The organism is Bradyrhizobium tropiciagri (assembly GCF_001189845.1).
GTDB classification, from domain to species: Bacteria; Pseudomonadota; Alphaproteobacteria; order Rhizobiales; family Xanthobacteraceae; genus Bradyrhizobium; species Bradyrhizobium tropiciagri.
In genome coordinates, this window is the sequence record NZ_LFLZ01000132.1 from 1 (window position 1) to 12,087 (window position 12,087).

Sequence of the window (12,087 nt, forward strand, 5' to 3'; positions counted from 1 at the left end):
AGAGGTCGGATCGCATGCAGCGCTAGCGGAATGCGATCCGGGTGAGGGGGACTCTCCGCCAACGCAACTGCCACCGTGTTTGCGGAAGCGGCCCCTCACCCCAACCCTCTAAGAGCGAGCTGCGCTCGTCTCGACCCCTCAAGAGCGGGGCGAGGGAGCAACAAGTCAGCGTCGCGCAGGCTTCGTTGCACTGCAGCAGCGAGACCGCGGCACCTGCACCCGCCCATCCGGGCGGTTGTCACATCTGTGACTGTTCGGCCGTATAACCGTAGTGCACTTGTTCCACGAGTTGGATTAGGCTCAACGCCGACAGGGCATTCCAGGCAGACCGGAGGATTCCATGGACACGCTGCTGCTTCCGTTCTCGCCGCGCTTCATCGTGCTGACGATCTGCGCCGTCGTCACCGTGCTCCTGCTGCTGGTTGGGATATTCGACCACAAGGTCTTCAAGATCATCCTGATCCCGCTGGTCATCTTCGGCGCGCTGACTCTGCTCGGCATCCGCGACTTTACCCAGAAGAACCACGCGGTGCTGCGCAACTACCCGATCTCGGCGCATGTCCGCTTCCTGCTCGAGGAAATCCGCCCCGAGATGCGGCAGTATTTCTTCGAGAGCGAGAAGGACGGCATGCCGTTCTCGCGCGACACCCGCGCGGTGGTCTATCAGCGCGCCAAGATGGTGCTTGACAAGCGGCCGTTCGGCACCCAGGAGGACGTCTATCGCGAGGGCTACGAGTGGATGCACCATTCGGTGGCGCCGAAGCCGCGTGCCGACGAGAAATTCCGCATCACGATCGGCGGGCCCGACTGCACCAAGCCGTATTCGGCCTCGGTCTTCAACATCTCGGCGATGAGCTTTGGCGCGCTCAGCCCGAACGCGGTGCGGGCGCTGAATGCCGGCGCCAAGAAGGGCAACTTCGCCCATGACACCGGCGAGGGCGGCGTCAGCCCCTATCACCGAGAGATGGGCGGCGACATCATCTGGGAGGTCGGCTCCGGCTATTTCGGCTGCCGCAACCGTGACGGCACCTTCAATCCGGAGCTCTTTGCAAGCGTCGCGGGCGACGACCAGATCAAGATGGTCGAGCTCAAGATCAGCCAGGGCGCCAAGCCCGGCCATGGCGGCGTGCTACCGGCCGCGAAGGTCTCCGAGGAGATTTCCAAGATCCGCGGCGTGCCGATGGGCGAGGACTGCATCTCTCCCGCCTATCACAAGGCGTTCTCGACGCCGATCCAGATGATGGAATTCGTCGCCCAGATGCGCAAGCTGTCCGGGGGCAAGCCGGCCGGCTTCAAGATGTGCATCGGCCATCCCTGGGAGTTTCTGGCGATCTGCAAGGCGATGAAGGAGAGCGGGCTCTATCCCGACTTCATCGTGGTCGACGGCAATGAAGGCGGCACCGGCGCCGCGCCGCTCGAGTTCATGGACCATTTGGGCATGCCGATGCGCGAGGGCGTCAATTTCGTCCACAACGCGCTGATCGGCATCGGCGCGCGCGATCGCATCAAGATCGGCGCTTCGGGCAAGGTCGCGACCGCCTTCGACATGGCGCGCGCGATGGCGATCGGCGCCGACTGGTGCAATTCGGCCCGCGGCTTCATGTTCGCGCTCGGCTGCATCCAGTCGCTGAGCTGCCACACCGATCGCTGCCCGACCGGCGTCACCTCGCAGGATCCGATCCGCAACCGCGCGCTCTATGTGCCGGACAAGATCGAGCGGGTGTACAATTACCACCACTCGACCCTGCATGCGCTGACCGAGCTGCTCGCCGCCGCCGGCCTCGAGCACACCAAGGAGTTGCGCCCGATCCACTTCTCGCAGCGGAGCTCGACCACCGAGGTCAGCACTTTCGCCGAGCTCTATCCGACGCTGCGTCCCGGCGAACTGCTCGAGGGCACCCAGGATCGCCGCTTCCGCGACGCCTGGGCGATGGCGCGCGCGGATTCGTTCCAACCGGCGGGGTAGGGCGTCCGACTTACGTCGGCGCGCCGAACCATGTGGTCAGCGCATCCGTGAGGCCGGCGCGGGTCCGGTCTCCGACCCATGCCACGCAGCCGTCGGGCCGGATCAGCACCGCGGCGGGTGCCCGAACCGGGCCGAGCGCGGGAAGCTCGAAGGCGCCGGCATCATCGGCGTCGACCAGCTGAACCCGGTCGGTCCATCCCGTGATGTCGATGCTGCCGGGCTCGCCGAAATTCAGCAGCACCGGCCGGGCCTGGTGCAGCAGCGCGAAGACCCGGCGCGGGCCGTCGGCGGTGACGAGGTCGAGATCGGGCATGCGGCGTCCGAGCAGCGGATGGCCGTCGCCGAGATCATAATGAAGGTCGAGGCCCGACATCATCGCGACAAATCGCCGTCGCGGCTCGTCCATGCGCAGCAGACCGGAGACGATTTCGTTCAGCGCCTTGCTGCGCGCATCGGTGCGGCTGAGCGCGACGTGCGCCATGGTGTTGCGCAGCACGCGGGCCGCGACCGGATGCCGTTCGGCCTGATAGCTGTCGAGCAGGCTGTCCGGCGATGTCCGCTTGACCACCTGGGCGAGCTTCCAGCCCAGATTCACCGCGTCCTGCACGCCGATATTGAGCCCTTGTCCGCCCATCGGCGGATGCACATGGGCGGCATCGCCGGCCAGCAGCACGCGCTGCTTGCGATAGGTCACCGCCTGCCGGGTCATGTCGGTGAAGCGCGAGATCCAGGCCGGCCTGTGGATGCCGAAATCGGTGCCGTACGCGGCGGCCAGCGTCTCGCTGACGTCGCGCAAGGTCGGCTCTCTGTCGGTGCCGAGCTGCCGCTCGGTCAGCACGACCCGCACCCGGCCGCTGTCCTCCACCTTGCCGATCGCATAGGTGCCGGTGTCGTTCTGGCGAAAGCCCCATTGCGGTTCGCTGGACATCTCGGCCTCGGCGATCAGCCAGCTCCTGGTCGGATCCCATCCGGCGAATTCGATGCCGGCCGCTTTGCGGACGATGCTGCGGCCGCCGTCGCAGCCGACGAGATACTGCGCCCGGAGCCGGCCGTCTGACAGTTCGACATCGACGCCGGCGTCGTCCTGCGCAAAGCCGGTCACGTCGCGCGCGCGATAGATCGGCACCGCGAGCTCGCTCACCCATTCGCCGAGAATGCGCTCGGTATGGGACTGGAACAGCCCGAGCGTGAAATTGCGCCGGGTCGGAAAGTCGGTGATATCAAGCGGAACCAGATGCGAGTGGAACAGCACCGCGGGATGACGCGTCCCCTGCGCGACGAAGCGGTCGCCAATGCCGCGCTGATCGAGTACCTCGATGGTGCGCGCATGCAGGCCGCCCGCCCGTGAGCCGATCAGGTCCGCTCTCGTGCGCCGCTCGACGACAGCGACATCGACGCCGGCCAGCGCCAGCTCGCCCGCCAGCATCAGCCCGGTCGGACCTCCACCGGCAATCACCACAGCATGTTCCCGCATCCCGCACTCCTCCGTTCGATTGGGCGCGCGTTCTACGGGATGACCCCGGGCTTGCGGCAAGCCCGGGGGGTCTACATATATCTGAGTGGGGAGAGGGCGTTTGCTGCCCGACCAATTCAGCCGTCATTGCGAGGAGCGAAGCGACGAAGCAATCCATGCTTCGGCACACGCGGCGCTATGGATTGCTTCGCTTCGCTCGCAATGACGGGGAGGCGGTGCCTGTCAAAACTCGCCGTGGATGCGGCCGGAGAAGATGTGCACCGGGCCGCGGTCGGCGTTGTAGGCGGGGTTGGTGATGAACTGATAATCCGCGGTCAGCGTCAGGTTCTTGTTCACCTGGTAGGCGTAGTAGGTCTCGAAGATCCGCTCCGGACTGTAGTTCAGCGCGCCGTCGCCGATCAGAAGACCGAGGCCGCCGGCGGCGAGATAGTCGCGATGCGCCGATGACAGCCCGTTGACCGCGCCGCCGATGCCGATCGTGTCATTGGCCCGGCCCCAGAAGCTGCCCTTGATCGACAGGCCGCCGGAGACGCCGCGATCGACATCGGTGAACGACAGGATCTCGTTGCGGCCGTCGTTCCAGCTCAGGCGGCCGAACAGGCCGACATCGGTTACGATCTGCTGCTCGCCGTTGAGGTAGAAGCCGTATTTGGTGTTGTCCTTGCGGATGCCGGCCATCACGTCGTTGATGTCGAGCGCCGGGTTGGCGTCTTCGATCGCCAGCGCCTGGCGATAATTGCCGGTGTTGCCGCGATTGCCGAACACGCCGACGCGCAGCTTGCCGGGCTGATCGAAGATCGAATAGCGCCCCTCGAACTCGACCACCGCGCCGCCATTGTTGGGGTTGGAGATCAAGACGTCGGTGTTCGGTGCATTGGGCACCTGGAATACGCCGGCCCGCACCGCCCAGTCCTTGCGGTTGAGCTCGACCACGGCGCCGCGGGTGTAGCCGGGCAGGTCGGCCGGGAAGTCGTAGGCGGCCGACGCCCACATCGCCCAGTTCATGAAGTCGGCGCGCGGGTCCTTGGCGTAGGAATTGCCGTCGAAGAAATCGCCCACCGCGAAGCGGCCGACCACGATCGTGAGGCGGTCGATGTCGCGCTTGCCGGCGATCTGGTTGGGACCGTCGGGAACGTCCTCCTGCTCGCCGCCGAGGCCGAAGGTCTGCTTGAAGTAGTAACGTTGCGGCCGAATCCTCGGATATTCGGCGCCGGCCTTCTGGGCTTCGCCGTTCGGGAAGCCGGCAAGGCCGAGCGTGCCGTTGAGGCCGAAGCCCTGCGCGGTTTCCGGATTGAAGTAGAACTCGCCGCCTTCCCAGAGCCGCACGCCGAGGAACGCCGTCGTGGTCCAGGTCTGTTGCACCTGCCCGACGCCCGGAAGGCTGTTGGTGCCGGAATAGGGCGCGCGGAACGACGGGTAGCCCTGACCGAGCAGCGTCGTCTGTGCGTGCACGCTCCAGTCGGTGGATTCCGGCAGCGCGGTCCGCGTCGGCGTCGCCGACCACAGCGAATCGCCGAGCTGGTAGTTCAGGCCAAATTTCAGCAGGTGCAGCCGCGGGTCGATGCTGACGCCGGGCATGCCGAAGTCGCCAAGACCGAGCGTACGGCGCGACAGGTCGATGTAGTCGTATTCGAGCTTGGCCGTCCAGTTGCCGCTCAGCGCAAATTCGGCGCCCGCGCCGACGGTCCATCCGGTCTGATACTGCCCCGGTTCGGAGACGACGCTGCCGGCATTGTCATTCACCCGCACCTGGGTGCGGCCCCAGGCGAAGCCGCCGGTGACATAGGGCATCCAGGTGCCAAGGCTGTAACCGGCGCGGCCGCGCACGGTGCCGACATAGTCGATCGAGGAGTTGAAGGGACCGAGCATGCGCCGCGGCAGATCGACCGGCCCGACGAATGTCGCATCGGCCTCGACGCCGAGCACGAAGCGGTTTGCGAACTGGTGATTGTACCCGACCTGGAAGCCGCCGATCCCGCCCGTGATGCTGTGCGGAAAGAAGACGGCCTGCAGGGGAAGCGGATTGGTATTGGGACCGAGCGTGCCGTCGCCATAGCCGACATGGGCGCCGACATAGAAGCCGGTCCAGCTGTAGACCGCGTTCAGGGCCGGTGACTTGACGGCCATGTCGGCCGCGGCGGCCGGCGTGCCGAATGCGGCCGCGCCGAGCGCTGCGCCGGCGGCGATCCGAACCCGGGAGAGGCGGACGCAGGTCATGACGCGGCTTTCCGCGAACGGTTGGCGGTTTCGCCCGGCATTGCAGATTTGGCGGCCACTTGCCACCCGAGATTTGAAGTCATCGCCCGCCGTCCCCGGTCCGATCCGCGTCGTCCCATCCAAAGCCAGATCAGCACCTAGCATCCCCTGATGCCTATTGCAAATCATTCGCAATAGCAACTGAGGCGCTCCGGATACCTCTTCGATTTGCATGCCACTATGACAGTCACGTAACAGCACGCGGCAGGAGCCGTCCCTCGCTGCGATCGACCACCCGCCTGTGGCAAATCGGCCGAGCCCCGGCCGTTCAATCGACGCCACCATTGTCTTCGTCCCTAGTCTTGATGAAAGCCGGATGCGATGTACTGCCGAGCACGATCCTGGCGCCGGCCTTTTCCGCACATCTCACCATCGACAGCGCTGTCCTTAAGCCGGCGCCTGAAATCATGCGGCGCCGATGGAGCGCGCTTGCGCCGCGCAGGATGGCGCTCGCCAGCCTGAACAACACGATCGCGCCCCATCGCTGGCCGCGGCCAAGCGTCGTCACGCCCCGACCGTGGCGAGCTGGACGATGCGCAGCAGCACCAGCCCGGCGGCGACGACCAGATAGCCCCGCAGCACGATCATCCAGACCCGGCTCAGCGGGCTGAGCCGCGCCGGCGGCAGCCGGTCGAGCGACGGCATCCGCCAGGTGTCGCGGTCGAACAGCGGCGGCTTGTTCTTGAAGCGGTACGAAGCGTTGCCGCGCGACAGCACCTCGTACAGCTTGACCAGCGCGGTGACCGCAAGTGCCAGCACGCTGCCGCCGACCAGGATGCCGATGATCCAGGCCTCGCCGAGATCGGGGAACAGCACCGCGGCAGTCAGGATCACCGACAGCATCACCAGCCCCGCCACCACGGCGCCGATGAACAGGTTCAACTTCGTCGAGTTGATCCAGGGCCCGAGGATGTGGCGGTCGTTGCAGAGCAAGAGCAGGAACACGGTCGCGCTCGGCAGCAGCACGCCGGCCAATGTCTGCACCGCGTTGGTAAGCAACCCGAGCGGCGTGCCCGGCGTCAGCACCAGCACGGCGGCGAGCACGATCAGGCCGCAATAGACGGCATAGAAGCCTTTCGCATCCCACGGCTTGCGGTGCAGCGAGTGCTTGACCGCAAACACGTCGCCGATCGCGTAGGCGGTCGAGAGAGAAACTGCCGCCGCACCGATGATGCAGGCATCCAGCAGCGCCAGCGCGAACAGCACCGCCGGCAGCCGGCCGGCATATTTCTCGAGCCCGGCCGCGGTCCCCAGTGCGTCGGTGTAATTGCCGAATTCCGGCTTTCCCGCGAACACTTCCGCGCAGAACGAGATCATCGCCACGGCGCCGACCACGACCAGCACGATGCCGATGCACAGATCCATCCGCTCATAGCGGATGAAGCGCGGCGTGATCCGCTTGTCGACGATGTAGCTCTGCTGGAAGAACAACTGCCACGGCGCCACCGTGGTGCCGACGATGGCGACGATCAGCAGCATCACTTCGCTGAGCTTGGCGTCGTGCGGCATCTTCGGCACGAAGAAGTCCGAGGCGATCTGCCCGATCGGCGGATGCACCATCAGGATCACGGGCACCAGCAGAAGGCTGCCGGCGACCAGCACGATGCCGAAGCGTTCGAAGCGGCGGAAGTCGCCGGTCGAGACCGCCAGCATCACGATGACAGCCGAGGCCAGCACGCCCCAGAACTGCGAGACGCCGAGAAAACTGAGCGCGAGGGTGATGCCGATGAATTCGGTGACAATGGTCAGCGCGTTCAGCACCAGGAGGTCGATGACGCTGAAGGCGCCCCAGAACTTGCCGAAGCGCTCGAAGATCAGCCGCGCGTGGCCGACGCCGGTGACGGCGCCGAGCCGCACCACCATCTCCTGGTTGACGTAGAGCACGGGGATCAGCAGCAGCAGCGTCCACAGCAGCGTGGTGCCGTAGTTCTGGCCGGCCTGGGTATAGGTGCCGAAGGCGCCGGCGTCGTTGTCGCCGACCATCACGATCAGGCCGGGGCCGACGATGGCGAGCAGGGTCTTCAGGCGGGCGAGCAAGGTCGCGCGCGGCGCGGTGTCGTCCCGCGCGATGCTGCCGAGCGCGCCGCGGATGTCACCGAGATGGGCATTGTCCAGCACGGCGGTGCCGTCCGGGTTGGCGGTGGCCCCACGATCGGAGGCGTGCATCTTCAAGTCATTGACGACGGTCATGACTCATTCCTTCTCAGTTGCTTGGCTTGGCGTTTCGGCGGGTCGGGAAACGGATGACGTTGGCTGCATCGGGTGCCGGCCGTGGCGTTGCCGCGGGCCGGCGCCTCGTTGTCGTGGTGCCGGTATCGAAAACCAGCACGATGCCGAGTGCTGCGAGGTGGCCGACGAGGCCCGCGCTTTCGCCGATGATGCCGGCAAGGCTTTGCATCACCGGGCCGAGCGGACTCGGAACGATGCGCCTCTGCCGGCTCGACGGTTCTGTTGCGATATGTCTTGCGGTCTCTGTCATGCTTGCTCCGATCGTCTCCTCGCCGCCCGTTGGGCACGGCACGAGGGACGCGGAGCAGCTAGGCGCGCGCGCAACCTCCGCTGCCGTGAGCAGCGGCAATTCCAAACGTGATGTCGTTCCCCGGAGGGCGTCCCGTTGCCGCGCCGCGATGGCGCGCAACGGGACAACTAGGTCCTTCGTCCATGTCGGCCCTTCAGGCGGTTGCGGTCATCTTTGCGGCGAAACGCGCGATTGTTGCGCGCGGGCCGGAATGCCGGTCCGCGCGCCGCTGTCGGTCGAGATCATTCGTTGATGATTCGAGGCTGGTTTCGACGATCCACCGGCACTCCAGCCGGCCGTCGATCAGGATCCAATGGCAGGCCGGGGTTGGACGCCGGCGGTCTGCCGGGCGGCGAAAGCCCGGCTGGTTGTCATTGGAATAGCTGGCCGCCCGCGGCGGAATCTGCTGCGGCTCAAACGGCCGGAATTTTGCGAGCTTCTCGAACATCGCTCACCTCCACTTCCGCTGTCGCGCGGCAGGCCGGTGAGGAGCAGGCGGTCACTTGAGGCGTGACCACCCATCCACGCAGGCGATATCTGCGCGATCAGTCTTGCTGTGTTGCGGCGTCAACAGTCCCGTCGTGGGTCTACTGTCGCCTGAGTTGCTACTGCCCATGTGCCTTCTGTGCTGGCTCGTGGTCTGGTTGATGTCCGGGGTAGAACCCCGGCGCGGAACGAATGTTCCGACGCTCGGGCACTACGCCCGTCACAATGGCCTGTCAACCCGATTCTGCTATCCTCCGGGGAGGATCATGACTATCCTCCGGGGAGGATAGGAGAACCATATGCCCGACGACCATCCGCATGTTGCGATCGCCCGGCGCCTGAAGCGCGCCAACGGCCATCTCGAGACCATCGTCGAGATGATCGAGCAGGGCCGGCCTTGTGCGCAGATCGCCCAGCAATTGCAGGCGGTGGAGAGCGCGATCGAGAGCGCCAAGAAGGCGCTGATCCACGATCACATCGGCCACAGCCTGGAGGAGACGCTGAAGGCGTCGGGTCCGAAAGGCCGGAACGTGCTGCGCGACTTCCGGCTGATCGCGAAATATCTGTGACCCGCGCCGGTATGTCGCGAGCCGACGAAGGTTGACCCGCCCGGGGGGATCGCCGGACGGGTCGGTTGCGGCACGGGGTGGATGAGGACCGGTGCCGAACGCAGGATCCGCAGCCTTTGGAGAAACCCGTCGATCAGTAGCAGGAACGCACGCGGCCGATATAGTTGCCGTAGGCGTCGAACTGGCGCACCCAGACGCAGCGCCGATAGCCGTTGTAGTAGTAGCCGTCATTGGCCGCGATCGCGCTGCCGACGATGGCGGCGCCGACGAGGCCCGCGCCAACGCCCCAGCCCCAGCCATACGGCTTGGCTTCGGCCTGCGAGGTGGTGGATGCGATGGTGCCGGTCACGGCGAGCGCGGTGAGGGCGAGGGCGGCAAACTTGGTCTTGATCGACATGGGATACTCCATCCTGTTTGAGCGCGGCGCCGGTGTGGTCCGCATGCCCGTTGGACGGAGGCTTTCCGGTTCCGGTTCGAAGGCGGCCGGGAAATATGGTTTCGTGAATTGTTTCGTCGCGAGCAAAACGCAGCGAGACGAGTTTAAATCGGCTCGCGGCAAGCTCGGTGCACCTCTCCCCATCGGGGAGAGGTCGGATTGCGCAGCAATCCGGGTGAGGGCTCTCGGTCTCTCGATAGACCGTAGCCCCTCACCCGATTTGCTGCGCAAATCGACCTCTCCCAAGGGAGAGGTGAATCTTCGACGCCACTTTCAGCTCAACCTTACTGATCAAGCGTCAGGAGGACCAGGCAGACCCGGTCAGTTGCCGCGAAACACGCCCGGATCGAACTGGTCGACGTCGGCAAGCAGCCCGCAGAACGCACGCGCGCCGTGCTCGATCAGCTTCTCGCCCTTCTCGGCCGTGGCCTTGGTCGCATCGCCGATGGCGCCGCTTGGATTGAGGTCCTGCGCCTGCCAGGCGAACGGCGCCGGCCGCTGGGTCGATAGCAAGCGGTGATCCTTCTCGATTTGAATGCTCGCGGGCTTGAAGTCCGAGATTGCATCCTTCCGCACATGCTGCGGATACTTCGCCAGCATGATCGAGGTCTCGACCGCGCCACCATGGATGCCGTGGCGCAGTTCGTCGGCCTCGAACAGTCCGTCCGGCGTGCCGAAGCGCGACCAGCTCGTGGTCACCACCAGCATTTGATGTTGCGCGCGCAGATCCTGCGCGACGAGTTGCATCGCGGCGGAATTGCCGCCATGGCTGGTCACGATCACGAGCTTCCTGATCCCGGCGCGCGCCACGCTCTCGCCGAGCGCCATCCAGCTCTTCAGCGCCACGTTGGTCGGCAGGGTCAGCGTGCCCGGAAAATCGATGTGCTCGGTGGAGATGCCGACCGGCTGCACGGGCAGGAACGTCGCCGGGATCGCCGCCGGCAGCAGCGCCTGCACCCGTGCCAGATACGCCTCGCCGATCATGACGTCGGTTCCAAGCGGCAGATGCGGTCCGTGCTGCTCGGTTGCGGCCAAAGGCAGCACCGCGATCCAGCGCGCGGCAGCGCCGTTGGCGATATCGGGCCAATGGATGGCGGTCCAGTCACGGGGCGGAAGCGTCGAGGTCATCAAGCCGGTCGTTTCAATACAAGCGTTTCATGGGATGGATTTGCAGGCTAGTTTGTTTAACATCGGTGAGGCGTTCGCGTCTCCGGGCGCGGTCCACGTCTTCCCGCCTTCCATCATGGGCCATAATGATCGACGGAGTCCAACCATGATCCCGGCCTTTTTGCTGCGAGCGTTAACCACAGCGCTGCTGGCCGCCACCCTCGGCGTTTCCGCAGGCCTCGTCCCGGCGCGGGCGCAGAGTTCGGACAAGGCCCTGGACAAGGTCTCGTTCGGCACCAATTGGGTCGCCGAGGGCGAGCATGGCGGGTTCTTCCAGGCGCTTGCCGACGGCACCTACAAGAAATACGGCCTCGACGTCACCATCGTGCCCGGCGGTCCCAACGAGAACAACCGCATGCTCCTGATCGCGGGCAAGCTCGACTTCTTCATGAGCGCGAACTCGCTGCAGACCTTCGACGCCGTCACCAACAACGTGCCGCTGGTCGCCGTCGCGACCATGTTCCAGAAGGACCCGCAGGTCTTCCTGACCCACCCGGAGGTCAAGGTCGGCAAGATCGAGGACCTGAAGCCGCTGACGCTGCTGATCTCGAAAGAAGGCATCACCAGCTATTTCCAGTGGCTGAAATCCGAATACGGCTTCGACGAGAACAAGGTGAAGCCCTACACGTTCAACCCGCAGCCCTTCATCGTGAACAAGCAGACCGCGATGCAGGGCTATGTCACGTCGGAGCCCTTTGCGGTGGAGAAAGCCGCCGGCTTCAAGCCGAACGTGCTGCTGCTCGCCGATTACGGCTTCAATTCCTATTCGACCTTGATCGAGACCCGCCGCGACCTGGTCGACAAGAAGCCGGATCTGGTGCAGCGCTTCGTCGATGCCTCGATCGTCGGCTGGTACACTTACGTCTACGGCGACAATTCGGCCGGCAATGCGATGATCAAGAAGCTCAATCCCGACATGAACGACGAGCTGCTGGCCTATTGCGTCGCCAAGATGCGCGAGTACGGCATCGTCGATTCCGGCGACTCCATCAAGAACGGCATCGGCGCCATGACCGATGAGCGGATGGCGAGCTTCTTCGACAAGATGGTGCGCGCCGGCGTGGTCAAGAGCACCATCGACTATCGCCAGGGCTACACGCTGCGTTTCGTCAACAAGGCGGTCGGCGTCGAACTCCGGCCGAAGAACTGACGGCTGCGGACGCGATGGAAATTAGCCCAGATGTCGCGGCGTCGGTAGTCCACCTCTCCCCTTGT

General features: G+C 65.3%; 11 protein-coding genes. 3 read left to right on the forward strand and 8 right to left on the reverse strand.

What is annotated here, in order from left to right; translation table 11 throughout:
• The first annotated feature begins 340 nt into the window (after positions 1-340).
• A complete protein-coding gene (locus AKN84_RS43360; protein WP_050426451.1) occupies positions 341-1,966 on the forward strand; it encodes an FMN-binding glutamate synthase family protein in 1,626 nt (541 codons plus the stop codon).
• Positions 1,967-1,976: 10 nt separating this feature from the next.
• Here the strand turns inward: AKN84_RS43360 and AKN84_RS43365 are convergent, their stop codons facing one another.
• The 6 genes from AKN84_RS43365 to AKN84_RS43390 all read right to left on the reverse strand — a co-directional run bounded on the left by AKN84_RS43365 (position 1,977) and on the right by AKN84_RS43390 (position 8,662).
• Positions 1,977-3,440 carry an FAD-dependent monooxygenase gene (locus tag AKN84_RS43365; protein ID WP_050426452.1) on the reverse strand — a complete coding sequence of 488 codons (1,464 nt, stop codon included), beginning with the start codon at positions 3,438-3,440 and terminating at the stop codon, positions 1,977-1,979.
• A gap of 222 nt (positions 3,441-3,662) precedes the next feature.
• Positions 3,663-5,657, reverse strand: a complete 1,995-nt coding sequence (locus AKN84_RS43370; protein WP_050426453.1) for a carbohydrate porin — start codon at positions 5,655-5,657, stop codon at positions 3,663-3,665.
• Positions 5,658-5,964: 307 nt separating this feature from the next.
• A complete protein-coding gene (locus AKN84_RS43375; RefSeq protein WP_050426454.1) occupies positions 5,965-6,204 on the reverse strand; it encodes a hypothetical protein in 240 nt (79 codons plus the stop codon).
• Positions 6,201-7,862: an Nramp family divalent metal transporter gene (locus tag AKN84_RS43380; protein ID WP_050426460.1), complete on the reverse strand. Its 1,662-nt coding sequence runs from the start codon at positions 7,860-7,862 to the stop codon at positions 6,201-6,203. The genes AKN84_RS43375 and AKN84_RS43380 overlap by 4 nt, the downstream gene beginning before the upstream one ends.
• 37 nt (positions 7,863-7,899) lie before the next feature.
• A complete protein-coding gene (locus AKN84_RS43385) occupies positions 7,900-8,175 on the reverse strand; it encodes a hypothetical protein (RefSeq protein WP_128971691.1) in 276 nt (91 codons plus the stop codon).
• Between the two features lie 193 nt (positions 8,176-8,368).
• A complete protein-coding gene (locus AKN84_RS43390) occupies positions 8,369-8,662 on the reverse strand; it encodes a hypothetical protein (protein ID WP_050426456.1) in 294 nt (97 codons plus the stop codon).
• 337 nt (positions 8,663-8,999) lie between these two features.
• On the opposite strand from AKN84_RS43390, the gene AKN84_RS43395 reads away from it, so the two are divergent.
• Positions 9,000-9,269: a metal-sensing transcriptional repressor gene (locus tag AKN84_RS43395; RefSeq protein ID WP_050426457.1), complete on the forward strand. Its 270-nt coding sequence runs from the start codon at positions 9,000-9,002 to the stop codon at positions 9,267-9,269.
• Positions 9,270-9,402: 133 nt separating this feature from the next.
• Here AKN84_RS43395 and AKN84_RS43400 read toward each other — a convergent pair whose 3' ends face one another.
• Complete coding sequence (locus AKN84_RS43400; protein WP_050426461.1) at positions 9,403-9,666, reverse strand: hypothetical protein; 264 nt, start codon at positions 9,664-9,666, stop codon at positions 9,403-9,405.
• A 360-nt stretch (positions 9,667-10,026) separates the two neighbouring features.
• Complete coding sequence (locus AKN84_RS43405) at positions 10,027-10,833, reverse strand: creatininase family protein (RefSeq protein ID WP_050426458.1); 807 nt, start codon at positions 10,831-10,833, stop codon at positions 10,027-10,029.
• 145 nt (positions 10,834-10,978) lie between these two features.
• Here AKN84_RS43405 and AKN84_RS43410 point away from each other — a divergent pair, with 145 nt between their 5' ends.
• Positions 10,979-12,022 (forward strand): ABC transporter substrate-binding protein, encoded by a 1,044-nt coding sequence (locus tag AKN84_RS43410; protein ID WP_050426459.1) that lies wholly within the window; start codon positions 10,979-10,981, stop codon positions 12,020-12,022.
• Positions 12,023-12,087 lie beyond the last annotated feature (65 nt).

Excerpts from the sequence above, each read along its gene's own strand:
- AKN84_RS43360 (WP_050426451.1), top strand. The coding sequence starts at position 341 with ATGGACACGCTGCTGCTTCCGTTCTCGCCGCGCTTCATCGTGCTGACG.
- AKN84_RS43365 (WP_050426452.1), bottom strand. The coding sequence starts at position 3,440 with ATGCGGGAACATGCTGTGGTGATTGCCGGTGGAGGTCCGACCGGGCTG.
- AKN84_RS43370 (WP_050426453.1), bottom strand. The coding sequence starts at position 5,657 with ATGACCTGCGTCCGCCTCTCCCGGGTTCGGATCGCCGCCGGCGCAGCG.
- AKN84_RS43380 (WP_050426460.1), bottom strand. The coding sequence starts at position 7,862 with ATGCACGCCTCCGATCGTGGGGCCACCGCCAACCCGGACGGCACCGCC.
- AKN84_RS43385 (WP_128971691.1), bottom strand. The coding sequence starts at position 8,175 with ATGACAGAGACCGCAAGACATATCGCAACAGAACCGTCGAGCCGGCAG.
- AKN84_RS43390 (WP_050426456.1), bottom strand. The coding sequence starts at position 8,662 with ATGTTCGAGAAGCTCGCAAAATTCCGGCCGTTTGAGCCGCAGCAGATT.
- AKN84_RS43395 (WP_050426457.1), top strand. The coding sequence starts at position 9,000 with ATGCCCGACGACCATCCGCATGTTGCGATCGCCCGGCGCCTGAAGCGC.
- AKN84_RS43400 (WP_050426461.1), bottom strand. The coding sequence starts at position 9,666 with ATGTCGATCAAGACCAAGTTTGCCGCCCTCGCCCTCACCGCGCTCGCC.
- AKN84_RS43405 (WP_050426458.1), bottom strand. The coding sequence starts at position 10,833 with ATGACCTCGACGCTTCCGCCCCGTGACTGGACCGCCATCCATTGGCCC.
- AKN84_RS43410 (WP_050426459.1), top strand. The coding sequence starts at position 10,979 with ATGATCCCGGCCTTTTTGCTGCGAGCGTTAACCACAGCGCTGCTGGCC.